Consider the following 25,014-nt stretch of genomic DNA (forward strand, 5'->3'; position numbering starts at 1 on the left):
TCCATTCTAAAACCGGATGGGTTTGTGGATGATCAAGGCAGACCATTGGTGATCCAGAAAGGCGGCTCTATTACCGCTTCGAGTGTTGGCAGCGTTGGGCTCTTGTCATGGCATGACGGCTTCGCCTCTGTACACTTCTCGGCTGTGTCGCGGTCTTTTTCGAACTGGGCTTCGGCGGATGTATCTTCATTGAGTAAGCGGCTCATGAGAACTCCTTGAGGTGGTGTCGGGATAACGGGATGGGTCGCTACGTTCGCATCGGGACGTTGCATGCCATGACCGCATCTTCACTGTCGCCAAGCTCCACAAAAACCCGCAGAATCAAGCAGCACTTTCTCAGGAGGAGTGAAAATGATCCGTTTCGACGATCTGGCCTTGTTTGTTCGCACGGCAGCGCTTGGCAGTTTTTCGGCGGCGGCCAGAGAGGCGGATCTCCTGCCAGGGCAGGTCAGTGCTGCAATTCAGCGTCTTGAACGCGAGCTTGATATCCGTCTCTTTGCGCGCTCGACACGCAGCCTCCGGTTGACAGGGGAGGGGGAGCGGTACTTGCCCTATGCCAATGATGTGCTCAGTACACTCAGGGAAGGCCGTGAGCGGCTTCAGCCGGAAAGCACTGCTCTAGAGGGCGTCATACAGGTGGCTGCACCTTCAGACCTGGGACGTAACGTGCTCCTGCCACGACTCACGGCATTTCGCCGCGAGCATCCCCGTCTTGCGCTTCGGTTGTTTCTGTCCGATCAGGTGGCGAATGTCTTTCGCGATCCGGTTGATGTGGCCTTGCGCTACGGGATGATGGAGGACGCAAGCTTTATTGCCTTACCACTGGCGCCCGAGAATCGGCGGGTGCTGGCCGCGTCCCCTGCTTACCTCGAGCGGCACGGGCGGCCGGCCTCTCTCAAGGATCTGGCGGAGCACCCCTGCCTGCTTTATATGCTCAATGGTCGGGTGTATGACAATTGGGTCTTTCCCGACGTCAACGGTCGCCGTGAAACCATCGCTGTCAAAGGCCCACTGATGAGTGATGATGCTGATATTGTTCGCCGGTGGGCACTTGAGGGCGAAGGGATTATCTACAAGTCATGGCTGGATGTTAGTGCAGATGTATTAGCCGGGCGGTTGGAGGTCCTGCTGCTGGAGATTCCCGGCGAGAGCTGTGCGCTGCATATGGTTTGCCCGCACCGCAAGCAATTCTCTCCTGGCGTCAGGCTACTGTATGAGTGGCTCAGGTCGGGATTTGCAGATTTGATCCAGGCCTATTCCGCGCTCGATACGAAACGCATTGCCTGACGCCGGATTTTCCCGAATCGAGTGAAAGTGTTATCGCGTTGTGGTGGTGTTTGTCCACTACGAGCACTCCTACTATCGTTACAGACGCTCCGATACCGCTTTTCAACAGTGTGAGCGCATCACTCCAACCGATAGCAGGAGAATCACCATGATGTACGACTGGAACACCTATCAGAAGCAACTGGTTAGCACCATTGGCGAAATTGGCAAGCTGAGCCCTGATACTGTGCGCGGTTACTCGCTCTTGAGCGAGGCGGGTAACAAGACCAATCACCTAGATGCCAAGACGCGTGAGTTGATTGCGCTGGCCGTTGCCGTCACCCGTCAATGCGATGGCTGTATCACGGTCCATACCGATGCCGCTATCAAGAAAGGCGCCAGTAAAGAAGAAATTGCCGAAGCGCTGGGCGTAGCGGTAGCAATCAATGCGGGTGCGGCTATGGTGTATTCAGCCCGTGTAATGGATGCGTACGCGGCCAAGACTTCCGTGTAGCGAAAGCGGATCTCCTTACAGTACTCCTGGCCGCTGATCGAATTTTGACGATATCGATTCGCTGCCGGGATGCTTTTGTAAAAGTTACCTTTGAAGATAACTAATAATTCGATACCTCGATTAGGTTACCGTCCGGGTCTCGAAAATAAACCGAGACGATTGCTCCGGTGGCACCGGTACGCCGTACCGGTCCGTCAATCACTGTAACGCCTGTCGAATGCAGATGGGTCACGACATCCTCAATAGGCATACGGGTAATCAGGCAAATGTCGACGGCACCCGGTGTCGGCTTTTCGGCTTTGGGCTCGAACTCCTTTCCCCCTTCATGCAGATTGAATTTCTGCTCGCCAAACGCCAAGGCCTTACGTCCTTTGCCAAATGTGATGACGTCCATGCCCAGCACACGAGTGTAGAAATCACAGGTCTCCTCAAGGTTGCGAACGGTTAATACGAGGTGGTCGATTCTGTCGATCTGCATGGCGTACCTCTTGTGCATCGGACGCTGACAATGGTGCGGTTTATAGAGCCTTTGTTGTGGCCACGTCCAACAACGGCGTACTCAATAGACTTATTAACTTATAATACCAGCCCAAGTGTATTCAGGCATTTGAAAGACATACTTGAGCAAATTAAACACGTATTCAGGTTAATTACTATTGCTCATGAGGCCCATGCTGGAAACATTCTGCTAGAACGATTTGAAGTGCCTCAGTCATCGAGAAAAAGTTATCTTGGCCACTCAAGAAATGCTCCAGGCCTGCCGCTAACCATCAACCTTTACTTGGTTTAGCCGGTGCATCATGTTCAATGCTCGCTTGAAAAAGGACTTGCAAGTCCAGGCCGAAGAGCTGACGGCGTTACGTCAGATCGTCAATGGAATGAATGACTCCATGGTTGCCTTGACCCTTGATCCTGAGTTCCGTATTCAGAGTGCCAACAGCAAATTTCTTCAGACGCTGGGCTACTCGGCTGACCAGGTGATAGGACGTCCAATGGCAGATATTGTGCCTCCCTATGTGAAGACGCTGCCATGCTTCCAAAACTTTCGTGCAGCCGTTGCCAAAGGGCTCCCGGTCAGTGACGAATATCGCTATATCCGCAAGGATGGCGCGCTCGCTTGGCTAAACATCCATTGGCAACCTGTCCGCGACCAAGAGAATAAGCTTTCCTATATCCAGGGCTTTGGCAAGGAAGTGACCAAAACCATCGAACTAGCCAAGGAGAACGAGCATTTTATCAATGCGTTGCTGCGCTCTACTGCAGTCATTGAATTCAACCTTGACGGTACGGTGATCAAAGCCAACGACTTGTTCCTCAGGACGATGGGGTATTCAGAGCCGCAGATAGCAGGTAAGCACCACCGTATTTTCTGCACACAGCAAGAAGCATCCTCTGCAGAGTATGAGGCGTTCTGGGCCAAGCTGAACCGGGGCGAATTTGTTGCCGGCCGCTTCAGGCGAGTCGATAGCCACGGTGCCGAAGTCTGGCTCGAGGCCACGTACAACCCGGTCTATGACTCACATAACCGGCTTTACAAGGTCGTGAAATTCGCAACAGTCGTGACGGATCAGGTACTTCGGGAGGCTGAGGTGCGCGAAGCGGCCGGAATAGCCTTTGATATCTCCAGGCAAACAGACATCATCGCTCAGCGGGGCGCTGCGGTCGTGAATAATGCCGTCGGAACCATGCAGCAGATTTCGGTTGAAATGCAAGCTGCTGCCGAGGGGATCGAAGCGCTGGACCGTCAGTCACTGCTGATCAACTCCATCGTCCAGACGATTGGTGGCATTGCTGCACAAACCAATCTGCTGGCGCTCAATGCCGCAATCGAAGCCGCTCGTGCCGGTGAGCAGGGGCGAGGCTTTGCCGTGGTCGCTGACGAAGTACGGCAACTGGCAGGGCGTACCAGCTCGGCGACTGAAGAAATTGTAGGCGTCGTGCAGCAGAATCAGAAGATGACCGAAACCGCCGTACGTAGCATGGCCAGTAGCCGTGAACAGGCCGCGCGGGGACTGGATCTGGCTGCACAAGCCGGTACGGCGATCGTCGAGATTCAGGAGGGGGCAAAACAGGTCGTGGGAGCAGTCAAACGGTTTGCCAGCGAGCTCTAGTCGGTATAAGTCTGGTGTAGGGCCAAGCTGCTTTATCTATAGCAAAAGGCTTACACAAGCGTGGGAAAAGCAGCGCTATTACTCAGCTAAGTCATGGCCTAATCTACACATATTGGATGGAGCGCAGGACGCGCTCAGTCAGGTCAAGGATGATGACCAAGCCAGGATGGCAGCTTGATACGGATATCGAGCACGGTCAGCAAAAACCCGCTTCGGCGGGTTTTTTGTTGCCTACAAAATAGCCTCGCTTTAGCAGCGAAAGCCGGTGGTAAAAAAGAGTATTCCTGTTATGCCGTTACGGTAGTTGATGCTGAGCCTTTGAAAGGTACCGCATCTGCATTACCTGAGCGTTATAAGCAGCATTACGGTATTGATCGCCTATTGTCCTGCCCCATTTGTCTTCTGGTTGGTCATGCTGGCCGGCTCTCCTCGGCTAGAAGGAGGAGGGCCTTTCAGCCTCTAGACGGAAGAGCGGTGTGTTAAAGAAACGTAAGCTGAGCCGACCGGTTGAGTATCGATCAAGGACAGAGAAGAAGGATTGAATTCAAGGATCAGTGAGGGCTCGGCGTCATCGTCATCTATTCCCCTATATCCCATTCATTACGCTCCGGACAAACGTGCTTAGGGTAGGTCTTTGAGCAGTGATACATCCCAAGCACATCCAATAAGAAGGTAATCGCTCGGCTCGGGATAAGACATGAAAATAACAAACCTGCGTAGTTGTTTTTCGCTTGCAATAGTAGGTGCTGCTTTATTTAACGTTGATCATGGTTGGGCTGCTTATTCAACCGACCACAAGGACTCAGCAGACCGCCGTGCTGAGGCAGCTGTCAAGGCGATGACCATCGATGAAAAGATTTCGCTCTTGCACACCCAAGTGGGCTTTCCGTTTCCAATCGGCAATACGCCCAAGCCAGACGGAGCTGTCGGCTCGGCAGGCTATGCTCCCGGGGTTCCTCGCCTTGGCATCCCTGCGTTGCAGGAAAGTGACGCCAGCATGGGTGTGGCCAATCCTTCAAACATTCGCCCAAACGACAATGCCACGGCCTTGCCTTCCAGCATGATGCTGGCTGCTACGTTTGACCCTGATTTGGCTTACCGAGGTGGCAAGGTTATTGGCACCGAAGCACACGCCAAGGGTATCAATGTCATGTTGGCTGGCGGCGTCAATCTGGTTCGGGAACCCCGCAGTGGTCGTAACTTCGAGAACGTGGGAGAGGATCCTCTACTGGCAGGCATCATGGGAGGCTACTCCATCAAAGGGATACAGAGTAAGCACGTTGTCTCGACGATCAAGCACTATGCCTTGAACGCTCAGGAGACCGGCCGCGTGGCGGTGAGCTCCGATATCAAGGAAGGGGCCGCACGTGAGTCCGATCTCCTGGCCTTCGAGCTGGCTATCGAAAAAGGTCAGCCGGGCTCGGTGATGACTTCCTATAACCAATACAACGGCACCTATACCTCGGAAAATGCCTTTCTCATCAATCAGGTCTTGAAGGGTGACTGGAAGTACAAGGGCTGGGTCATGTCCGACTGGGGCGCTACTGCCAGTACTGAGAAAGCAGCACTTGCAGGACTGGATCAGGAGTCCGGTGAAAATTTGGACCCAGTCATCTACTTTGGCGAGCCTTTGAAGAAGGCTGTGCAGGAAGGACGTGTATCCCAGGAGCGGCTGGATGATATGGCCATGCGCGTGGTGCGCAGCCTGTTTGCTGTGGGCGCCGTTGACCATCCGCCCAAGCTGACCGACATAAACTTCAAGGCTCATGCCAAGGTGGCTAAGGCGACGGCAGAGCAGGGTATCGTACTTCTGAAAAACGACCGTAATCAGTTACCGCTCTCACGTACGTTAAGACGTATCGTTGTGATAGGTAGCCATGCGGATGCCGGTGTTTTATCAGGTGGCGGCTCTGCCCAGGTGACACCCATCGGAAGCCTGGTTCTGCCGGCGGGTTCTGATTATGTCAGCCAGGTCTATCATCCCTCATCACCTTTAAAGGCTATTCAGGCTGAAGCGCCGCGCGCCCAAGTTGTGTATGACAGCGGAGAGGATATTCAGCGGGCTGCCAGACTGGCCAAAGGCGCAGATGCCGTTATCGTCTTCGCTCAGCAATGGGCAACCGAGGGAGTCGATGTTCCTGATTTAAGCCTGCCTGATAATCAGGATGCCTTAATTGAGGTGGTTGCTAAGGCCAACCCAAGAACAACCGTTGTGCTTGAGACAGGCGGACCCGTAAAGATGCCTTGGCTCAACCGAGTTCCAGCAGTACTGGAGGCCTGGTATTCCGGAGCCAAAGGCGGTGAGGCCATTGCGGGTGTCCTGTTTGGTAATGTCAACCCGTCTGGCCGCTTGCCGGTTACCTTTCCCCAGGATGAAAGCCAACTGCCACGGCCTACCATGCGTGACCCTTCAACTACAACCTCCAGTCCCTTTGTAGTACCTGATGAGTTTTTCTCAGAGAACTACAACATTGAAGGTGCTGACGTGGGCTACAAATGGTATGAGCGAGAGGGCAAGAAGCCACTATTTCCGTTCGGCTATGGACTGTCCTATACCCAGTTCAAATACAGCAACCTCAATGCCGAAACACGTGGCAGCAAGCTGGTGCTGAGCATGGACATCACCAACCGTGGGCGGGTTAAGGGTATCGATACGCCGCAGTTCTATATCGAAAACCCATCCAGGAAAAACGGATTCACGAGTCGCCTGGTAGGCTGGGATCGCGTTGAGCTCAAGCCAGGGCATACCAAGCGGGTAAAAGTGACGGTTGACCCGCGTCTGGTTGCCCGGTTCGATGAGCGGTTCAACAGCTGGCATATCCATGCAGGGAGTTACAACGTAAGTGCAGGCGCTAATGCGATGGATCGTCCGCACAAGGTGCGAGTACGGCTCGACGAGCGTTATCTGGCACCCTAAAAGGTAAGCGCCGTAGCCTGTGCTGCGGCGCGCCTGCCAGTTACGGGTGGGCCTGACAGTGACATCTAGAGGCCTGCCCTGTTATCTCAATTGCTCGCCGTAATCAGTCGGAACCGGCCTTCCGCCTCGTGCTTGATACGCACATCCGAGTAGTGCGCAAGGCCAGGATGGGCGACATTCAGTGGTGTTTTGTGAGTAGCCGTAATGACCACTACATCGGCGCCAGCAGCCTGCGCCGCCGTAATGCCTGCATGAGTATCTTCAAATACTGATATCGACCCCAAGGGCTTTGGCGCCTGCCAGGAAGCAATCAGGGGCGGGCTTGCCATGCTCAACGTCCTCAGACGAAATGATGACGGCAGGCAGCGCCATACCCGCCGCGGCAAGGCGTGCCTCAGCCAGACGACGTGAGGCTGAGGTCACTAGTGCCCAGCGGCCTTCCGGCAGGCTGGCAAGAAAGGCTGCCGCTCCCGCAATTTCCCTTACATCCGAGGTGTCGGCTATCTCGGCCTCGGTAATGGCCCGCGTCTCTGCCTCAATGTCCGCGCCGGGTGGCGCAAAACGGCGAACGGTTTCCACGGCGCGTACGCCATGCATGACGGCAATAAGGTCAGCCGGGTCAAGGCCATGACCCAATGCCCACTGCGTCCAGGCACGCTCAGCGGAGGCGATGCTGGTCAGCAGTGTGCCATCCATATCAAAAAGAAAGGCAGAATAGGGTCGCGTGGGCAATGTCATCCGTAGCTCTCGGGATAAGTGAATGAGTGGCGTACCGCATAGTACCGAACCCGTCCCCGGTGCGTCAGTAGATGTGTTCCGCTCTGCATCGCCGGAGCTGGCCTCTGCTGGTGCTACGTTGCATAGTCCGGTTCATGACGATCCAGCATCTGTTTGATACTGGCACGGTGCAGACGAGCGCTTTCCAGGTCGCCTTCGCGCATCTGCTCGGCGGTCTTACGTATGATCGCAGGGCCACGCGAGCAAAGAGCTTACCTGCCTGTGCTCATTGCGCGTATCTGTACCTTCGCTAACCGCTCCAGGTAATACAGGCCACCCCAGGCTTCGGCGATGGCACAGCCATTCAGTCTTCTTCATGACAACCCAGAGCAACGCCATTGAGCATCTCGTCGATGGTGACCCTTCGATGCGACATGGCCCGCCGGTGTTCCAGAGCAGGGTTTGAAAGTGTCATGCTATGAGCCATGCGTTCTTTCCAGATAACGTCTGGCTATTGGAGCAGGGCATAAATATCGGCAATGCTTACCGGCTTGGTAAAGTGGTAGTCGAAGCCGGCCTGCAGGGCCTTTTCCTTGTCCTGATCCTGTCCCCATCCTGTGATCGCGATAAGCAGCGTGCGTCTGCCCTCCGGCAATGCCCGAATAGCCTGAGCGACCTGATGCCCCGTCATGCCGGGCATACCTACATCCAGCAGCATCACGTGGGGCTTGAGCGTTTTGAACAGCTCCAGTGCCTGAAAGCCGTTGTAGGCTAATGAGACCTCATGGTCTTCCAGGCGCAGTAGCTCGGCCATGGTTTCCGCTATGTCAGGGTTGTCATCGGCAACTACGATGCGGCGATGGGCCGCTGTCGAGATGGCAGGCGCTGAGACGACGTCGTGCGGTGCCTCCAGGGTCTCATCATAAGGCAGGCTGAGGGTGAAGCAGGCGCCCTTGCCTGAGCCCTCACTAGCAACAGTAAGCGTGCCGTCATGCAGTTGAGCCAGGGATTGAGCCAGTGCCAATCCAATACCCAATCCGCTATTGGTTTCTTCGCTGGATCTGGGAACCTGTACAAACATCTCGAACAGGGAGGCCAGGGCGTCAGGCTCAATGCCAATCCCATTATCTGAAACAGTAATGCAGGCCTTGTTGCCATTAAGGGCTGTGGTAACCGTAATCCGACCTTTCTGGGGCGTATATTTGGCTGCGTTGCTCAACAGGTTGATCAGAATCTGTTCCAGTCGTAACGGGTCCACATTCAGAGCGACAGAGTCTGAAGGGAGCTCGACAGTCAGCGTGTGCCCCTTCGTCTCGAACAGAGGCTTAGTCGTTTCGACGGCGGCACGTATCACAGAGGCTAGCTGCGTGGGCTGCTTACGCAGTTCGATCTTGCCGCGGGTTATCCGGGAAACATCAAGCAGATCGTCTAGTAGCATCCCCATATGGGTCACCTGACGCTTGATGACGTCCTGGCTCCACCGGCGCTGCTCTTCGCTGATTTGACCTGTTTCCAGCAGGCTGACTGCCTGACGAATAGGCGCCAGCGGGTTTCTCAATTCATGGGCCAATGTCGCCAGGAACTCGTCTTTCTGGCGATCAGCCTCGCGAAGCTGCTGCTCTTGAAGTTTGCGCTCACTGATATCGGCAAACCAGACAGCAATATTGTTCTGGAACGGCGTGGCTACGATATGGAACCAGCCTTCGCAGGTGCTCGTTTGTACCAGCGACTCGAGCGATCTAGGCTCGCCGCTGATCATTGTTTCACGCAGCGCATGATAGATGTCGCCCTGCGCCCAACCAGACAGCACTCCGCTAACGGGCTTGTCTGTAAGCGCCGCTGCACGGGAGCGTAGGGCCGTCGCCCCAGCGTCATTGATATAGACCAGGGTGAAGTCTTCAGCCGATGTTTGTACCTCTGTAGCAGGAGAAAGAATGGCGAAGGGAATAGCTGAAGAGTTAAGCGCTACGTGAAGTTGCTGTTCGGAGCGCCGGGCTTTTTCCTGCTGGCTGGCGCGATCTATAAAGAGGGCAGCCGTCGCTGCGCAGATCTCGACCAGCCGAATCTCCCGTGGTGAAAGCTCATGGGTCTCTCTGAACAGCACCGTTAGCCAGCCCAGTGTGTCCTGACCATCACGCCGTATCGTTACATCGTGATGCGTTCTGAAACCCTCAGCGCGCAGCCGGCTTGAGTGCTCTACCAGGTTGCCCTGCACCTGATCATGGAGACATGACACCGGTAGGGCTGCATTTGATATTCCTTTGCTGACCAGCCGATCGGGCGCTGGTGCTGTACCTTCCAAACCGATGAACCCTCCAGGTGCGTTCAGCAGCTCGCAGACCAAGTTCAGAATCGCACTTAACTGGTCGTGCAGCGACGATAACTGCAGCAGGCTTTGACTGAGTGCATAGAGTCCTTCCAAATCTTCGACTTGCTGTGAAAGAGCCGTCTGGGCTTTTTGCAGGCGTGATACTAAAAGGTCACGTTGGTGCTCACTCTCCTGGCGTGCCGTCGCCGATGCGATCAGCGCCTGGGCCACGTCATCGATCTCTCGAATCTCGGTTTCCGGTAGATGAGGTGCCTGGCCCTGACCCATGGCCAATGCAGCATGCCGCAAGGCGCGCATCGGGTCATTGATGCGGCGCGAGGCGTATCGTGTGGCCAACAGCGCGACAATCAGGGACAACAGAAGGCCTCCACCATAAATGGCAAACGCCTTGAGGGCCCCCTTGGCAATATCGTGTGCGGGAATGCCCGTTGCGACAAACCATCCGCTCTGCTTCAAATGCACATAGGCGGAATATACCCTTATACCTTCTACCGTCTGTGTCAGCCCGCTGCCTTCGTTTGTGTTCTGCTTGACCATTGCCATCAGTGAAGGGGCAGCAGGTTTGCCCAAGGTTTTCTCATGGTCGCGCGTACGCGCAATGCGGCGCCCATTGGCATCGACTACGGTGGCGACCCAATCGCTGGGCAGACGTCGAAGGTTGATAACGTTAGAGATCACCTCAGGCTTGAGCACCGCCGTTAAGACATAAACCAGCTTGCCATTGCGCATGACCGGCATACGCAGGGGGATGGCCAATGTACCTGAGGGGCCTGCCGCTAACTGGCCGATCGCAGGTTTGAAAGTGCTTACGACCTGCATAAAACTTTCCGGTTCTGCCAACGGGCCGTCTGTGCTCACATGATGGGCGGTAATCCTTCTCAGTACCTGACCATCCGGTGTGGCAATAATGACGGTTTTCCAACCAGGCACCAGCGGGACGACACGGCGGACCAACTCCTGATAGCTGTCGAGGTTGCCATCATCGAGAAAAGGAGACTGCGAAAGGGTTTGTAGCAGGTCCAGCGAGCGGTTAATTTCAACGTCTACTGCCGTTGCTGTCAGGCGCGTGGCCTCGAGGCTCCGCTGCTCGGCTATCGACTTTTGCTCATGAATGATGGCCACCAGACCAAGCCCGGCAATCAGTGCAATTGGCACAATGCCTGCCAATGAAAGCGTCAGAAGACGTCTGCGTAGACGAACCTTGGGGGTGGGCTTGCCGGGTAAAGCCAAGGGTAGATCCTCAACAAAGGTAAAGCCTGCTGCGTACGAGCATTCCAGCCAAGGCTGACTAGACGAAGCCCTTTTATGATACGACATCTAGCGCAGCGGCCGGTGCTTTTGATCATCCGGCCATATACAAGCTATTCGAAGAGGTAGAAACACACGACTCCTTTTTCTGAAGCACAGGCGGCCATTCTCCACGAAGGGGGCGATGGAAACAGGCAGCGGAACATGCAGTAGAAGGGAAAGTTAGTCGAGCTGGAGTCTATTACCTAGATGAAAACCATTTGGGGGATGGATGGCCACTGGTAGCTTGCACAGCGTTTCAATCTTCGCAGCCTTGAGCCCCGCCTTATACCTTCTTTAATACCTCTTGGTAATAGACGGCTTGGCTTGATAAGCGCAGTATCAAGGTGGCAAACGGCTATTCCCTTTTACGCGTTTTACCCTTTTACTAGTGTCGGCTGGCTTGATTGGCTCTAGAAAAGCCTTCAGGACATGAGGCCGTCCTGAATTCCATGCTGTCTGCCTCTAGTAACAACCGACTCATATTAAATGGATGTTCTTATGTCTGGCATGCCTGATGATGACGATGACCAACTGAACCGTCGTGTCGAGTGCGAAGAGTGCGGTGAGCTCCGGGCTTGTATTTATTCGCTTCATCCGGAGAGCGACTCGCTTGCCTGGCTCTGTCCTTTTTGCAAGGCCGAGCTCCAAACTCAATAGTGTATGGACAACAAGGCGTATCGCTTGAGCGGGTAGCGTTATGTTATGCCTCTGATTCTGCGTGTTTGAAAGTGTGAAAACCTGAGGCCGCCTGGTTTTTACAGGCGGCGTACCCGCGGATCAGGTGTACGTTTTTCCAGCTGCGGGCAAGCCCAGTCCACGAAGGCGCGCACACGGGGCGAAAGCTGCAGGGCGTGCGGATAGACCAGATGAATGGGCAGGTCCGCAGGTTCGAACGACTCGAGGACTCTGATCAAACGACCCTCAGCAAGCTCATCGGCAACCTGATAATGCATCAGCCGTGTGATGCCCAAACCTTGCAGGCAGGCGAGGGTGGCTGCTCTAACCTGGTTGCAGACCAGCCGGGGTGTGATGGATTCGGCCAGCTCCTTTCCGTTGTGCCGGTAGTACCAGTGCCGGCCTTGTGATGACAACAGGATGCAAGCATGTTCACGCAATGAGCCTGGGTTATCAATGACAGGTGAGGCGCGAAGGTAATCAGGGCTGGCACAGGTAACGAGGCGGGTACCTCCTATTCTCCGTGCGATCATGGTCGAGTCACGAAGATGGCCGATCCGCAGGGCAAGATCGAGGCGCTCATCCAGCAGCGGGAGGATCTCGTCGCGTAACGTCAGTTCGGCGCTTGCTTCTTCATGCTCCTTAAGAAAGTCGTTTAGGACAGGTGCAACGTAGCGTTGTCCGAATTCGACAGGCGCCGTTAGCCGGAGCACACCTCTAACTACGCCATCGCGAGCTTCCAGGCGCTGCTCCATATCGTCGACATCAGCCAGCATTCGCTGACTCCAGGCAAGATACTCCTCACCCTCGACGGTAAGGGCCATACGGCGCGTACTGCGGTTCAATAGCCGAACCCCCCAGATGACGCTCCAAGGCCGCCAGTGAGCGTACAAGCGACGCCACCGACTGGCCGGTTGCCTCTGCCGCTGAACTCAAGCTGCCGTTTTCCACTATCCGAATGAAATTGGCCATCGCCTTGAGCTTGTCCATTGCTGCGCCTTTATCTGTGCAATTACTGCATAAGTCTTCTCAGGTTCACGGCATAGGTGAAACGGATGGATCAGCAGAAACTAGAACGCCTGATGTCAACCGCAGTGCAACCTATGAACCAGCAACCAAGTCCTGCTCGCATTCTCTCATACGACCACATCGGGATTCGTGTCAGTGATAAAAACCGAGCGATATCGTTTTATCAGGCCCTCGGATTTATGGAGAGCGCACATTTTCCTCGGTATGAGGCCAATGAGATGCTCAGCCCTGATGGGGTTCGTATAAACCTGATCTTTAACGGGACCCGTATACCTCATGCTCATAATGTTTTACTGGATGAACCGATAAAGCTGCCGGGTATGACTCATCCTGCCTTTATTGTAGATGACCTTGAGGCACTCCAGAGGTGGTTGAACGAGCAGGGGATCATGATTACGGAAGGGCCGCATCCTATTGGTCCTAGACGCGTCGCGCTGTTTATCCGCGATCCCGATGGCAACGTTCTCGAGTTCAATCAGCTTGTTGAAGGGGATGCATGATGAAACTGTATGATCTGGAGGCTTCCGGAAACTGCTACAAGGTGAGGCTTTTTGCGTCATTGGCCAATATCGAGCTTGAACGTGTGCCAGTGGATTTTCTGAGCGGAGCACACAAGCAGCCGCCGCTGTCGGAGCTGAATCCGTTGGGCCAGTTACCTATCCTGGAAGACGGCAAGCAGGTCGTCAGAGACTCGCAGGCCATTCTGGTCTATCTGGCGGGTGTATATGGTGGTTTGGCATGGTGGCCAGCGCATCCGCAAGGCCAAGCCGAGATCATTCAGTGGCTCTCGTTTGCTGCCAATGAAGTGCAGCACAGCGTATGTGCTGCACGGCTGGTGCAGAAATTTAGCTACGACCTGGATAAATCGCAGGCGCTTGAGAAAGCGGTGGTAACGCTCTCGCTACTCGACAAGCATCTGGAGCACAACGACTGGCTTGCAATGGGCCGCCCAACCATCGCAGATTGCGCGGTCTATCCTTACGTCGTGCTGGCGCCAGAAGGCGATGTGGATCTAGAGCCTTATAATCATGTCACACGGTGGATGAGGCGGCTGGAAGCGCTGCCCGGCTATTTGCAGAAGCCTTGATCAATCTATGAGCGTGGCACCTATGAGGCAGGAGTTTGCCTTTGAGGATCGGTTAGTCAAGCAGGGGCGCTACACATCGTAATGACAGAGTGTTGCGCTCCCGGAAAGGAATTACTCCACGTGCGGTATGGTCGGGTTACGCTAAAACGCGCTAAGGTTTGGTTTTCATCTCTACCGTTCTTTGAGCCATGCCCATCATTGATAACGTCGTTGCGTTTACCTTGGCTGCTACCTTACTTACATTGACGCCAGGGCTTGATACTGCCCTCGTGTTACGCACAGCGGCTGTTGAGGGAAGAGCGCAGGCCATCCGGGCGGCACTGGGCATCAATGCAGGGTGTTTGATTTGGGGCGCCGCCGTTGCCTTTGGCCTTGGGGCTTTAATTGCCGTATCCGAGCTGGCTTATGATGTGCTCAAGTATTGTGGCGCTGCCTACCTGTGCTGGCTGGGCTTGAACATGATGGTGCGGCCCCGCAACTCAATGGTCGCCAACGATACTACCCGCGTACAGAACACGAACTGGTTTCTCAAAGGGATGCTGGGCAACGTATTGAATCCCAAAGTTGGAATTTTCTACGTCTCCTTCCTGCCTCAATTCATTCCCCAGGGACACTCCTTGATCCTCTGGACCTTTGGCCTGGTAAGCATTCACGTAGCGATTGGATTCATCTGGTCCATGGCGTTGATCGGTGCGACTCGCCCATTGGCCCAGATTTTACGTCGTGAAAAAGTGATCCAGTGGATGGACCGACTCACTGGGGGCGTTTTCCTCCTCTTTGCCGCCCGCCTGGCGCTCAGCAAGCGCTGAAAGTCTCTAATTTTAACGATGATGATGCAGAGCGGCTTACTAGACGGCCTATCTTTCTTGAGGATAGATCTCGTCTATTGTGCTCTAAACTACTGAAACAAAGCAGAGGCACCTATGATCAGGGTATCGACTTCTTTGATACTGTTTTCTGCATGCTGCGCAATCGAGCGGGTCAGGTTGGATGTATTGGCTTCGGCTTGCTCAAGCGCTTCGTTGTAGCCTGTCCATACCTGCCAATACTCCATAATTATCAGGGCAGAGATAATGAGCGAAACAAAGACAAAGGTCGGCGTTGCGTCGACAGGCGCTTGGCATTTATCTCAAACCGGCGTTGTTGTGGCATCGTTAAGGTCTAACTGCCATTCCTCTATCTGATTGGAGTCGCAAGCCAATCTCGCACCAGCAGATATAACCGGCAACTCGCCCGCCTGCGGCCAGAGTAATCCTTCCGTTACTTCAATCCATACGCATTCATGCCGTTTTACATTGGGCATCATGACGTTGATCCAATGTTGATAGCGATTTTTCAAGCGTTTTCCATTACATGGACAACATGAAGTCACCATGGCATCCGTCACATGTCTGTAATTGATTATTAATTGTTAATATTTATCATTTACATTAATAGGTCGCTTTTATAGCATCTTGCCAGTTTTGCCTGTACGCCGTTTTTCATATGTACAAAACGTCCCAGATCGACATCGTTCGGTCTGGTATAGCGGTGCTCGCACTTTTCAAGGACTTCTGAATAATGAAAGCGTTTCCTCTGCGGCCGTTGGTTTTCACCGTTTCGCTGTTGACTACCGGTACAGTACTTGCCGCCCCGATCACAGTTGATCTTGCGTCCCAGCCCTTGGCAAATGCGTTGAGACAACTGGGCCAGGCCAGTGGTCTTCAGGTTTCCTATACTTCGGCAGCAGTGGCCGGCAAGACAGCGCCTGCCGTACGGGGCCAGATGGAGCCTGCAGTGGCACTACAGGCGCTGTTGGCCGGGAGTGATTTGGTAGGCAGTATTCAGGGTAACGTGCTGACTATCGCCGAGGCAGGATCGGCTGCGGGTGAGGAAGTGGCGCAGCTGGGTATCACTCAGGTAGTCGCAGAGGGCTCAGGCAGTATTACCAGCGATATGGCTGCAACAGAAGGGTCCGGCTCCTACACGACAGGTAGCATGAGTACGTCTACCAAGTTGCCCCTGTCGATACGCGAGACGCCTCAATCGGTAAGTGTAATGACGCGCCAGCGTATCGACGACCAGGCCCTTAATGAACTCAATGACATCGTCAAATATGCACCCGGCATACAACTGCGTAAACTCGGTGGAGACCGCCAGCAGTTTCTCGCGCGTGGATTCACCATCGACAACCTGATGTACGATGGCTTGCCCACTAGCATTAGCACGTTTACGCTCGATACCATCAGCGGCGCTGATCTTGCCATCTATGACCGCGTGGAAGTCGTGCGCGGTGCTACAGGCCTGATGACTGGCGCTGGCAGCCCTTCAGCGACACTGAATCTAGTGCGCAAGCGTCCCACCGCTGTTCCGCAGGTTAGTATTACCACCAGTGCTGGCAGCTGGGACCGTTATCGTACCCAGCTGGACGCATCTAACAAGCTGAACGAAAGTGGTACGTTGCGTGGGCGCGTGGTCGCAGCCTACGAAGACGACGGCAGTTTCGTTGATGAGCGGGAAAAGCAGCGTCAGACCTTTTATGGCATCCTCGAAGCCGATCTCAGCGACGCCACCACTTGGACTCTGGGAGCCTCTAAACAGCGCGACGATGCCGTATCGGACTGGGGAAGTCTGCCCGCTGGCCCCAATGGAGAAAACCTGCACCTTTCGCGGTCGACCTTTCTTAGTAACGACTGGGCATATTGGGATCGGGATAACATTACCGCCTTCACCGATGTCACCCACCGTTTCGACAACGGCTGGAGTGCCAGGCTGGCAGCTGCTCGAATCTGGGCGGAATCGAATACCTTCTCCAGTTACCTTAATCCCCCGGTGGGTAATGCCTACACACAGTCTTCCGGTCAATACCACAGCAAGGATGTACAGACTAACCTGGACGCAACCGTATCCGGCCCATTCACGTTGTTTGGACGCGAGCATGAACTGGCATTGGGCGCCAGCCGCCGGCAAGAGCGGTTTGATCAAAAAGGAGGGTACTGGCCGACAGCAACGCCGGTTGATATCTACAACTTTGATCCCGGTGTCATTGCTAAGCCCAGCCTGAGCGACCGGCTTCCCTATTCGAGCAAAAATACGGCAACGGAAAAAGCTGTTTACGGTGTCGCCCGGTTTAATCCCATTGATCCGCTGCACGTTATCCTGGGTAGCCGCGTGACGTGGTACAACTACGATAACCGTGCGAGCGATACCGGGGATTACACGGTAACCCGTGAGGTGACGCCCTATGCGGGGGTTATCTATGACCTGAATGACACCTACTCGGTCTATGCCAGCTACACCGAGATTTTCAAGCCGCAGACCGAGCAGGACTTGAGTGGATCCACGCTTGAGCCGATGACGGGGGAAAGCTACGAGATCGGCCTGAAGGGCGAGTACCTGGACGGTAATCTGAATGCCTCTATCGCGGTGTTCGATATGACCCAGCAGAACCGGGCCTACGCAGTACCAGATCAGCCCACGCTTTGCCGAAACCAGAACCGCACCTGCTATGAAGCGGCAGGGGAGGTGCGCAGTCGTGGTATCGATACCGAGCTGTCAGGTGCCTTGACGCCCAACTGGGACATTTCGGCCTCCTACACCTTGGTGCTCAGCCAATACGTGAAAGATCAAACCTATAATAAGGGTACCTTGTTTGCCCCTGAGCAACCCAAGCATCTGTTTAAAGCGGCTACTACCTATCGCTTGACCGGAGCGCTGAGTGACTGGCGCATTGGTGCAGATGTCCTTGCCCAGAGCAAAACCTATAACCGTGTTGGTACCGGTCGCGCCGTTCAGGATTCATATGCTGTGGTCGGGCTTATGGCGGGCTATCAATTCAATGAACATTGGGATGGTCAGGTAAACCTGAACAATGTGTTTGATGAAAAGTACTGGCAAGGCATACCTAACTCCAGCGGTACAGGTGTCTATGGTGACCCGCGTAACGTCATGTTCAGTTTAAGGTGGAGCTTGTAGCGCGTTTCGAGGTGGCTGGAGAGGAGTCTCCAGCCACCCTGACGGTTCGACGGCTGACACAAGATCAGGACAGAAAGCTATAGGTCACCTGTAATGAGCTGGCAGAGTCACCTACCTTGAAGACCAAGAAACAGATATTGCCTGCCATCTGGCCAACTACTTGAGCGTAAAGGTTCATATACATGGTCGCCCAGTATGCGTCGACAGGTCCTACCGGTAGGCTGCAGCTGACTTGTCAGGGCTGACAATGTCCTGATGAGGGGATAGGCGTTTTGACCCTGGTCATGCTTGGTCACTCTGTTTTATGTCAATAAACGCTGTGGCCTTACGCAGGCATAATGGAACTCCAAGCGTCGCGAATGGTGTGGGAGAAGCTATGCGAAAGTGGATATTAATGACGTTGGCCTTGCTGGTACACGGAGTCGCCTATGGTGCCGGTGACGCAACGGCAGGGAAAAAGTATTTTACGTCCTGGTGTGGTAACTGTCATAAGGTGGGGACTTATGCCAGGGGCTCGTTCGGCCCCGAACTCAACGCTATTTTCGGGCGCAAGGCAGGGGCTACTGAAGACTTCAACTATTCCGAGGCCATGAAAGCGTCAGGAATTGTCTGGAATGAGGAAACCCTCGCTGCCTACTTAAAGGATCCGGACAAGGTCGTACCCGGCACAAAGATGCGTTTCTGGGGAATCAGTAATGAGCAGCAGATTGCCGACCTGCTTGCCTATCTCGCGACCTTCCAGAACAAGGGACAGTAAGCGCTTGCTGCGCCAGAATCATATCAGGCGTCTGCTTTGAGTGAGTGGCTAGCCTTTACTGTGAGTCTGGTCAGGCCATCGATTAAAACGCCCGCCAATATGCCGATACCGTAAGCAACGATATCCATCCAGGAAAACGTAGTGCCCAAGGCAAGATGGCCTAACGGATGATGGCGAATCGTATTGATCCAGGGCGCCTGGTAAAGCTGCGTTGCCTCCACCGCACATGAAATACCAAATGCTGTTACCGCCAGGCATACAGCATTGGCGCAGCGCGCGATCAAAGCTAGACCTGTAAAGATCATGAGCGCCCAAAGCGCATCGCCTGGGTATTTTCCAAGAGCGTCAGGGATGATGATAGGAAACTGGCGAGAGGCTAGCCCTAAGGCAATAACGGCAAGCAACGCCAGTGCAATCCGCACTCTGCTACGGCCTGGTCTATGAGAACGTAAAATATTTAAGCGCATTGTTATAGGCGTGTTCGAGTGGCACACGGGACGACTGCTAAATGATTTTCCCTGTGTTCGATCATTATTTTAAACAATGGTTTAAGCGTTTTGTAGATAAATACAAAGTGATTGTCATCACGGTGTCCTAGGGCCCGACAATGTATGAACAGCTCATTACGAAGGTCTCTTAAAGTTGCTTGTTCTTTAGCTTGGGCCTTTTCGGGCGCCGCCTCAAATGAACCAAGCGCTTCATATCCGTTAAAGCTCATCGCAAGGTCAAATACAGCGTTCCGATCCGTAGGCTCGGGAGATCAGATACCAACAACTCGATGTTGGAAATGTGCGAGGGATAAATGAGTTCATATAGAGCTTGGGCAACCATCGCTTAGGGCTTGTCTGAAAAATTGGTCCGCATGCATCGCTCAATACAGAACAGTGTCACCATGGTCTTGAAGCTCCTAGTTAGCTTGTCGAAGCAGGGATAGAGTCAATGTCTTTCCTTTGACCAACTGACCAGAAGGCTCGTAACGATCCGTCGTACCTGCTTCTTTTTGCCGCAACGGGACTAGGCCAACAAATACGACTTTTCATAAAAACCTAATGTGACTTTTATCATAGTTGACGAATTGTCTGGCTGGGCTGTCTTAATTATTAAGGCTTTTATCTGTGAATATTGAAATAAAGCACCCGTTCTCGTCAAAAATTAAACGGCTATGCAGCTGAGGTAGCCTTTTCGTTATTGCTTAAACCATTTGCGTGTTGATCCGGCTGCAATGCGTCCGCACTATTAAATGCTACACGCTAAACTAGCTTAGTTGGAACAAAATTATTTTTTAAAATGATCTTTTAGCGTGCTGGGCATGAAAATAATGCAAAATTGTAAAGACTGGTCTTTGCTTTCCTTGGTTTTCTATAATTTAGGGTTTGTAATTTTAATGTGCAATATGCCTAAACTTAATATCTAGGCAAGTGAGCGCTATAAGTATCAAATCAGGAATAAGGGTGGCTTGGCAGAGCGAGGACGAGATTGCATGATGTGCCCTTGTACGTATCTTACTGGCCGCGATTATTGGTATGAGTCGTCTCTAGGTCAGATTGCTTGAAAAGATTTGGCGTATTTTGAAGTGTTTCAGCAGTAAATTAATTAGCTAGCCATTATATCTAATTGATAAAAAGTTGACGGCTGATTTTATAGCTTTTCCAAGAATTCAAAAATTTGGCATTACTTGTGTTTTTGCAATATCTTGAAACTCAAGTCATTGAAATTCTACTCAGAAAAAAAGCGGTTTGCCCGATATAAAGGTTAAGAATCAAAGCCGCTAGCTGGCCTTAATCGGAATAGCAATACTGCCGCCTTATCCGTAGCTGCAGCATCTTTCCCTTCAAACAATCATGTCTCCGCGTTAGGAGTGTAAATGGAAAGGCTCCCAGTCCAATTACTAGGTGCTCTAGCAGAAAGAGTGGATCTTGGGCTCATCATTTTTGATGCAACCCTGACTATCCAGCATTGGAATGCCTTTATGACGCTGCATAGCGGAAAAGCATTGAGCGATGCTCAGGGACGTTTCTTTGATGAGATTTTTCCTGAGGCGGCTCTAAACCTTGAGCAGTTGATCAAGAAAGAGCAAGCCACATTAGCGGATAGCCAACAGATGCCTCTGATAAGGCTGAAAACAAAGAATGGTGAGCAAGAACGCTTGGCTTTTCTGCAGAGCACGTTTTTTTTCCCTTTTAATGCGCCAGACGGGACCCCTCATTACGGTTTGATCCTTCAGGATCCAAACACGATTTATGAAACCAAGGACCAGTTTGAGGCCGCCCTCAAGGCTTTGAGACACAAGCAGGATGAGCAGACCCAACTTCTTCGTAAACTAGAAGCTGCCAATAACCAGCTTCTGCAATCAGAAAAGCTAGCGGCTATTGGCCAGTTAGCAGCCGGTGTTGCTCATGAAATCAACAATCCTATTGGCTACGTTTTTTCAAATCTCAAAACCCTTGGTGGTTATGTGCATGATCTTTTAAAGATCATTGATGCGGTCGACAGCGCGTCTACGTTGGATGACATCCGTCAACTCAAAAAGAGCCTTGAGTACGAGTACATACGAAGTGATGTAGAGGCCGTAATTAGCGAGTCTGAAGACGGTATTGATCGCGTTAAGCGGATTATAGGTGCGTTAAAAGATTTTTCTCATATCGAAGAGGAAGAGTTCCGGCCTGCGAACCTGCACCGAGGCATCGATACCACGCTGAATGTTGTCAATAACGAGCTGAAATATAAGGCTGAGGTCGTTAAAGAGTACGGTAATCTGCCGGAAGTCGAATGTATTCCCTCTCAAATTAACCAGGTCATCATGAACCTGCTAGTCAATTCAGCTCATGCCATTGAGCAGTTTGGCCGCATTACTTTACGTAGTGGTCATGAGAAGGAATGGGTTTGGCTGGAGATAGAAGACACCGGTAAGGGCATCGAGCCTAAGTTGCTGAATCGCATATTTGAGCCATTCTTTACTACTAAGCCTGTTGGCAAAGGCACAGGCTTGGGGCTGGCACTTTCGTACAGCATTATCCAAAAACACCACGGTCGCATCGAAGTATTCAGCGAAGTCGGTCAGGGGACACGTTTTCGCGTCTGGTTACCGGTTCAGCAACCCATTGAAGCGTCTCAATAAAAAAGAGGCACCATGAACGTTGAAAATGCAGCGACCCTGTTGTTGGTCGATGATGAGCCTAATATCCTCAGTAGTCTTCGCCGCGTCCTTCGTAACGAGCCCTATCAGGTATTGACTGCTTCAGGAGGCGAGGAGGCGCTGGCGTTGCTAGAGCGTCAGTCCATTGATCTTGTACTGTCAGATGCTCGTATGCCCAATATGGATGGCGCTACGCTGCTTAGCCATGTCCAGCAGCGCTGGCCCACTTGCCTTCGTATTTTGCTGACGGGCTATGCCGATATCACGACTACAGTTCGGGCTATCAACGAGGGTCAGATCTACCGTTACATCAGCAAGCCCTGGGATGATGATGAGCTGCGCATGGTTTTGCGCCAAGCATTGGCCTTTCAGCATTCAGAGCGTGAACGTGAGCGGCTTGAGCGGCTCACCCATGAGCAAAATATCCGGCTGCAAGAGCTTAATAGTACGCTAGAGCAACGTGTACGGGCGCGGACTGCTGAGCTTCAGCAAACCGCAGACATGCTGGATCTCGCCTATTTGGAACTCAAGCGTAGCTATGTGACGGCAACGGAAGTGTTTGCCAATCTCGTTAACCTTCGGCTAAGCAAGGCTCGGCAAACCAACACACAAGTTATTGCACTTGTAAAGGCATATGCCGACTATGTGAAACTTGATGAACGTTCTACGGGTGATTTAACGATGGCCGCTGCCCTGTATAACCTGGGCAAGTTAACGTGGGACGACCAGCTGTTAAATTCTCCCTCCGACCAGCTCTACAAGGAAGATAAAGAGCGTTATCGGCAATATCCCGTGGTAGGAGAAAGCGTTCTTATGACCCTTGAGCCCGTACAAGATGCAGGCCGTTTGATTCGCCATCATCAAGAACGGTGGGATGGTACGGGCTTCCCGGATCGGTTAAAGGGCGAGGCCATACCCTTGGGCGCTCGTTTGCTTAAGCTGGCAGTAGATTTTATAGAGCTTCAGCGTGGGATGATTCTTGATCGTCGTTTAAGTCGCGATGAGGCTTTGCTTTTAATAGGAAAGTTCAGCGGCCGCTTTTATGACCCAGATTTGTGTAAGCGTTTTTTAGAGGTGTGTACTACGCTTGCGCCTGATCTAGCCCTGGCTGATACCAATATCATTGCTGTCGACACGCGGCGTTTGGAGCCCGGCATGGTTCTGGCGCGTAGTCTTCACGCGCAAAACGGGATGCTTCTACTAAATGAAGGCAAGCAGCTAACACGCCCGTTGATTGACAAGCTGATCGCGTTTGAAGCCTCAGAAGGCGCACGTTATACCTTGTTCGTTCGTAAATCGGATGAGTCCGCGTCAGTTTCTCAAGGCGGCAACCGATGACTATTACTCAACGAATAAAGGGTGCCATACACCTTTTAGCTGCCTTGGCCGCATTAAATGTTGTTGGTGCTGTGCCGAATGAAGTAGAGCAGAGAAGCCATGGTTGATTACGTCCCGCATGAGCGAAAGCTAGTACTCAAAGTGGTTTATTACGGGCCTGCACTGAGCGGTAAAACAACCAATTTGATTCATCTGCATAGCCAGTTGAAATTGCAGCGCAAGGGGGACCTCATGGTCCTGGAAACCCGGGACGATAGAACCCTCTTTTTTGACCTTTTGCCAATTGGTTTAAGAGCAGAGCAAGGCATGGACCTTCGCTTGAAGCTCTATACCGTACCCGGTCAGGTACAGCATGACAGTACACGCAAAGCCGTATTGTCACGGGCTGATGGGGTAATTTTTGTTGCTGACTCACAGCACAATCAGCAAGACAACAACGCGAACGCTTTTGACAATCTTGCTGAGAACCTGTTGAAACTGGGCATGACCATAGAGCACCTCCCTTTGGTTGTTCAGTTCAACAAGCGCGACTTGGCCGGTGCAGTTGAAGAGGCAGAATTGAGGGCTCGCTGGGCAAGTACTCCCTGGGCTCCGCTATGCATGGCCTCTGCGGTAAACGGAATAGGTGTCGTTGAAAGCTTTCGCTTGCTGCTTGACCGAATTTATCCTCGGCTGGACCACGAGTTTCGATTGGACGCGAAAGAAGGCATTTCAGCAGAGACTTTCGTCACCCAATTGAGCTTGGTGGGTTCAGATAATGCGTAATTTTGAAGATGATCTAAAACTTTCGGACCTTTTATCTCAGGCACGTCTGAAACAGCTATTGGACCTTATAAGCGCTTTATCCGGGCACTCTGTCCACCTGGAGGAGCGTCCTGTACCAAAAGCTGAGCCGGTAGAGTTCAATCTGGAATGCCTGGGCTGGTTACATAGCCCAGAGAACGCAGATATTCAGCGCAATGCCGCAAGACTTGTTGAGTTTGTTATTTTTTATATCGCCAAATATCGACTAGCCGCCAATTTGCACCGCAGCGTAACGGAAGCAAACTTTGTGGAGTTGCAGCGGCAACATAAGGCGCTCCAGGCTTCTGAAGCAAGATACAAGGAGCTTTCCGAAGAGCTTCAGGCGCGTGTAGATGCTCAGGTCAAGGTGATCGAGCAGGCGCAGCAAGAGCTATACGAGACAGCACGACTGCGCGCGGTAGGGCAACTTGCAGCTGGGGTCGCTCATGAAATCAATAATCCTGTTGGGTTTATTACCAGTAATCTACGGGTAGCCAGCGACTATCTTGACGAACTCGGTGCCGAGGTGCCTAGTAGTCCAGCCACTGATTCAATGCTGGAAGACTTTCGTGCCCTCTTGTTAGAGTCTGAAAGTGGTACAAGTCGCATTGCAGCTATCGTTTCTGATTTAAAGACCTTCTCAAATATTGACCAGGCTGAATTTACGCCTTGTGATCTCAACTCTCTTCTCAAGACAACCTGTCACCTACTGCAAGCAGCACATAATCAGGTTTTACCTGTAACAATGGAGCTGGGCGAACTAGCTGAGCTGGCGGGTTATCCTGCAAAGCTATCCCAGGCGTTTTATAACATTTTGGATAACGCAGTCCGGTCATTGAATGAGCGAGGCGAAATCAAAATCACGACTCGCCAGAACGTCAATAATCATCAGGAAGTCCTTATCGAGGACACTGGCTGTGGCATTCCTGATGAGACCCAAACACGTGTTTTTGAGCCGTTCTTTACCACCCGGCCTGTAGGCTCAGGCAGTGGGCTTGGGTTAACAGTTGCGCGCGATGTTGTCGCCGCGCATAACGGTGAAATCGAACTGCAAAGCCAGGAAGGCAGAGGGACACGCGTTATTCTTCGCTTCTGGAGCCGATAGGGGGCC

18 protein-coding genes and 4 pseudogenes are annotated in these 25,014 nt (G+C 52.8%); 14 read left to right on the forward strand and 8 right to left on the reverse strand.

Features of this window, described 5'->3' with window-relative positions; translation table 11 throughout:
• Positions 1-32: 32 nt before the first annotated feature.
• Positions 33-206 carry a hypothetical protein gene (locus EAW52_RS26035; protein WP_162997683.1) on the reverse strand — a complete coding sequence of 58 codons (174 nt, stop codon included), beginning with the start codon at positions 204-206 and terminating at the stop codon, positions 33-35.
• A gap of 145 nt (positions 207-351) precedes the next feature.
• Between EAW52_RS26035 and EAW52_RS21940 the strand changes: the two genes are divergently transcribed.
• The gene (locus EAW52_RS21940; RefSeq protein ID WP_122044061.1) at positions 352-1,287 is read left to right on the forward strand and encodes a LysR family transcriptional regulator; all 936 of its coding nucleotides are present in this window, start codon (positions 352-354) and stop codon (positions 1,285-1,287) included.
• Between the two features lie 151 nt (positions 1,288-1,438).
• Positions 1,439-1,780, forward strand: coding sequence for a carboxymuconolactone decarboxylase family protein (locus tag EAW52_RS21945; RefSeq protein WP_026003721.1), 342 nt, complete (start codon positions 1,439-1,441; stop codon positions 1,778-1,780).
• Positions 1,781-1,880: 100 nt separating this feature from the next.
• Here EAW52_RS21945 and EAW52_RS21950 read toward each other — a convergent pair whose 3' ends face one another.
• Positions 1,881-2,258, reverse strand: coding sequence for a VOC family protein (locus tag EAW52_RS21950; protein ID WP_122044062.1), 378 nt, complete (start codon positions 2,256-2,258; stop codon positions 1,881-1,883).
• Between the two features lie 322 nt (positions 2,259-2,580).
• Here EAW52_RS21950 and EAW52_RS26960 point away from each other — a divergent pair.
• From EAW52_RS26960 to EAW52_RS21960, 3 genes and pseudogenes are all read left to right on the forward strand, one after another.
• Positions 2,581-3,342: pseudogene (locus EAW52_RS26960) on the forward strand (PAS domain-containing protein); the annotation flags it as partial.
• Positions 3,343-3,456: 114 nt separating this feature from the next.
• A pseudogene (locus tag EAW52_RS26965) lies at positions 3,457-3,891 on the forward strand (methyl-accepting chemotaxis protein); the annotation flags it as partial.
• Positions 3,892-4,588: 697 nt separating this feature from the next.
• A complete protein-coding gene (locus tag EAW52_RS21960; protein WP_122044064.1) occupies positions 4,589-6,808 on the forward strand; it encodes a beta-glucosidase in 2,220 nt (739 codons plus the stop codon).
• An 86-nt stretch (positions 6,809-6,894) separates the two neighbouring features.
• On the opposite strand, the pseudogene EAW52_RS21965 reads toward EAW52_RS21960, so the two are convergent.
• The 3 genes and pseudogenes from EAW52_RS21965 to EAW52_RS21975 all read right to left on the reverse strand — a co-directional run bounded on the left by EAW52_RS21965 (position 6,895) and on the right by EAW52_RS21975 (position 12,809).
• Positions 6,895-7,546, reverse strand: a pseudogene (locus EAW52_RS21965) (HAD-IA family hydrolase).
• A 490-nt stretch (positions 7,547-8,036) separates the two neighbouring features.
• Positions 8,037-11,084, reverse strand: a complete 3,048-nt coding sequence (locus EAW52_RS21970; RefSeq protein WP_162997684.1) for an ATP-binding protein — start codon at positions 11,082-11,084, stop codon at positions 8,037-8,039.
• Positions 11,085-11,899: 815 nt separating this feature from the next.
• A pseudogene (locus EAW52_RS21975) lies at positions 11,900-12,809 on the reverse strand (LysR family transcriptional regulator).
• Between the two features lie 113 nt (positions 12,810-12,922).
• On the opposite strand from EAW52_RS21975, the gene EAW52_RS21980 reads away from it, so the two are divergent.
• From EAW52_RS21980 to EAW52_RS21990, 3 genes are all read left to right on the forward strand, one after another.
• Positions 12,923-13,348, forward strand: a complete 426-nt coding sequence (locus tag EAW52_RS21980; protein WP_026003723.1) for a VOC family protein — start codon at positions 12,923-12,925, stop codon at positions 13,346-13,348.
• Positions 13,348-13,935: a glutathione S-transferase family protein gene (locus tag EAW52_RS21985; protein WP_122044066.1), complete on the forward strand. Its 588-nt coding sequence runs from the start codon at positions 13,348-13,350 to the stop codon at positions 13,933-13,935. Before EAW52_RS21980 ends, EAW52_RS21985 begins: the two co-directional genes overlap by 1 nt.
• Before the next feature lie 188 nt (positions 13,936-14,123).
• On the forward strand, positions 14,124-14,744 hold the full coding sequence (locus tag EAW52_RS21990) for a LysE family translocator (RefSeq protein WP_074829297.1): 621 nt from the start codon (positions 14,124-14,126) through the stop codon (positions 14,742-14,744).
• A gap of 89 nt (positions 14,745-14,833) precedes the next feature.
• On the opposite strand, the gene EAW52_RS26040 is transcribed toward EAW52_RS21990, so the two are convergent.
• Together EAW52_RS26040 and EAW52_RS26045 are read right to left on the reverse strand one after the other, a co-directional pair.
• Positions 14,834-14,989: a hypothetical protein gene (locus EAW52_RS26040; protein ID WP_162997685.1), complete on the reverse strand. Its 156-nt coding sequence runs from the start codon at positions 14,987-14,989 to the stop codon at positions 14,834-14,836.
• 75 nt (positions 14,990-15,064) lie between these two features.
• A complete protein-coding gene (locus tag EAW52_RS26045) occupies positions 15,065-15,274 on the reverse strand; it encodes a hypothetical protein (protein ID WP_162997686.1) in 210 nt (69 codons plus the stop codon).
• Positions 15,275-15,495: 221 nt separating this feature from the next.
• Here EAW52_RS26045 and EAW52_RS21995 point away from each other — a divergent pair, with 221 nt between their 5' ends.
• On the forward strand, positions 15,496-17,889 hold the full coding sequence (locus EAW52_RS21995) for a TonB-dependent receptor (protein ID WP_122044067.1): 2,394 nt from the start codon (positions 15,496-15,498) through the stop codon (positions 17,887-17,889).
• Between the two features lie 376 nt (positions 17,890-18,265).
• Positions 18,266-18,646 carry a cytochrome c family protein gene (locus tag EAW52_RS22000; RefSeq protein ID WP_019364128.1) on the forward strand — a complete coding sequence of 127 codons (381 nt, stop codon included), beginning with the start codon at positions 18,266-18,268 and terminating at the stop codon, positions 18,644-18,646.
• Positions 18,647-18,669: 23 nt separating this feature from the next.
• Here EAW52_RS22000 and EAW52_RS22005 read toward each other — a convergent pair whose 3' ends face one another.
• Entirely contained in the window at positions 18,670-19,068 is a 399-nt protein-coding gene (locus tag EAW52_RS22005; protein ID WP_218567893.1) for a DUF2809 domain-containing protein, read from the reverse strand.
• A gap of 1,442 nt (positions 19,069-20,510) precedes the next feature.
• Between EAW52_RS22005 and EAW52_RS22010 the strand changes: the two genes are divergently transcribed.
• From EAW52_RS22010 to EAW52_RS22025, 4 genes are all read left to right on the forward strand, one after another.
• Entirely contained in the window at positions 20,511-21,764 is a 1,254-nt protein-coding gene (locus EAW52_RS22010) for an ATP-binding protein (RefSeq protein WP_122044069.1), read from the forward strand.
• Between the two features lie 12 nt (positions 21,765-21,776).
• The gene (locus EAW52_RS22015) at positions 21,777-23,120 is read left to right on the forward strand and encodes an HD domain-containing phosphohydrolase (protein WP_122044070.1); all 1,344 of its coding nucleotides are present in this window, start codon (positions 21,777-21,779) and stop codon (positions 23,118-23,120) included.
• Between the two features lie 99 nt (positions 23,121-23,219).
• Positions 23,220-23,885, forward strand: coding sequence for an ATP/GTP-binding protein (locus EAW52_RS22020; RefSeq protein ID WP_122044071.1), 666 nt, complete (start codon positions 23,220-23,222; stop codon positions 23,883-23,885).
• Positions 23,878-25,008: a sensor histidine kinase gene (locus EAW52_RS22025; protein ID WP_122044072.1), complete on the forward strand. Its 1,131-nt coding sequence runs from the start codon at positions 23,878-23,880 to the stop codon at positions 25,006-25,008. The genes EAW52_RS22020 and EAW52_RS22025 overlap by 8 nt, the downstream gene beginning before the upstream one ends.
• The last annotated feature ends 6 nt before the right edge of the window (positions 25,009-25,014 follow it).

It is taken from the genome of Pseudomonas sp. LTJR-52 (assembly GCF_003691465.1).
GTDB classification, from domain to species: domain Bacteria; phylum Pseudomonadota; class Gammaproteobacteria; order Pseudomonadales; family Pseudomonadaceae; genus Chryseomonas; species Chryseomonas luteola.

Coding starts and splice junctions, on each gene's coding strand:
- EAW52_RS26035 (WP_162997683.1), bottom strand. CDS start 206: ATGAGCCGCTTACTCAATGAAGATACATCCGCCGAAGCCCAGTTCGAA.
- EAW52_RS21940 (WP_122044061.1), top strand. CDS start 352: ATGATCCGTTTCGACGATCTGGCCTTGTTTGTTCGCACGGCAGCGCTT.
- EAW52_RS21945 (WP_026003721.1), top strand. CDS start 1,439: ATGTACGACTGGAACACCTATCAGAAGCAACTGGTTAGCACCATTGGC.
- EAW52_RS21950 (WP_122044062.1), bottom strand. CDS start 2,258: ATGCAGATCGACAGAATCGACCACCTCGTATTAACCGTTCGCAACCTT.
- EAW52_RS21960 (WP_122044064.1), top strand. CDS start 4,589: ATGAAAATAACAAACCTGCGTAGTTGTTTTTCGCTTGCAATAGTAGGT.
- EAW52_RS21980 (WP_026003723.1), top strand. CDS start 12,923: ATGAACCAGCAACCAAGTCCTGCTCGCATTCTCTCATACGACCACATC.
- EAW52_RS21985 (WP_122044066.1), top strand. CDS start 13,348: ATGAAACTGTATGATCTGGAGGCTTCCGGAAACTGCTACAAGGTGAGG.
- EAW52_RS21990 (WP_074829297.1), top strand. CDS start 14,124: ATGCCCATCATTGATAACGTCGTTGCGTTTACCTTGGCTGCTACCTTA.
- EAW52_RS26040 (WP_162997685.1), bottom strand. CDS start 14,989: ATGGAGTATTGGCAGGTATGGACAGGCTACAACGAAGCGCTTGAGCAA.
- EAW52_RS21995 (WP_122044067.1), top strand. CDS start 15,496: ATGAAAGCGTTTCCTCTGCGGCCGTTGGTTTTCACCGTTTCGCTGTTG.
- EAW52_RS22000 (WP_019364128.1), top strand. CDS start 18,266: ATGCGAAAGTGGATATTAATGACGTTGGCCTTGCTGGTACACGGAGTC.
- EAW52_RS22010 (WP_122044069.1), top strand. CDS start 20,511: ATGGAAAGGCTCCCAGTCCAATTACTAGGTGCTCTAGCAGAAAGAGTG.
- EAW52_RS22015 (WP_122044070.1), top strand. CDS start 21,777: ATGAACGTTGAAAATGCAGCGACCCTGTTGTTGGTCGATGATGAGCCT.
- EAW52_RS22020 (WP_122044071.1), top strand. CDS start 23,220: ATGGTTGATTACGTCCCGCATGAGCGAAAGCTAGTACTCAAAGTGGTT.
- EAW52_RS22025 (WP_122044072.1), top strand. CDS start 23,878: ATGCGTAATTTTGAAGATGATCTAAAACTTTCGGACCTTTTATCTCAG.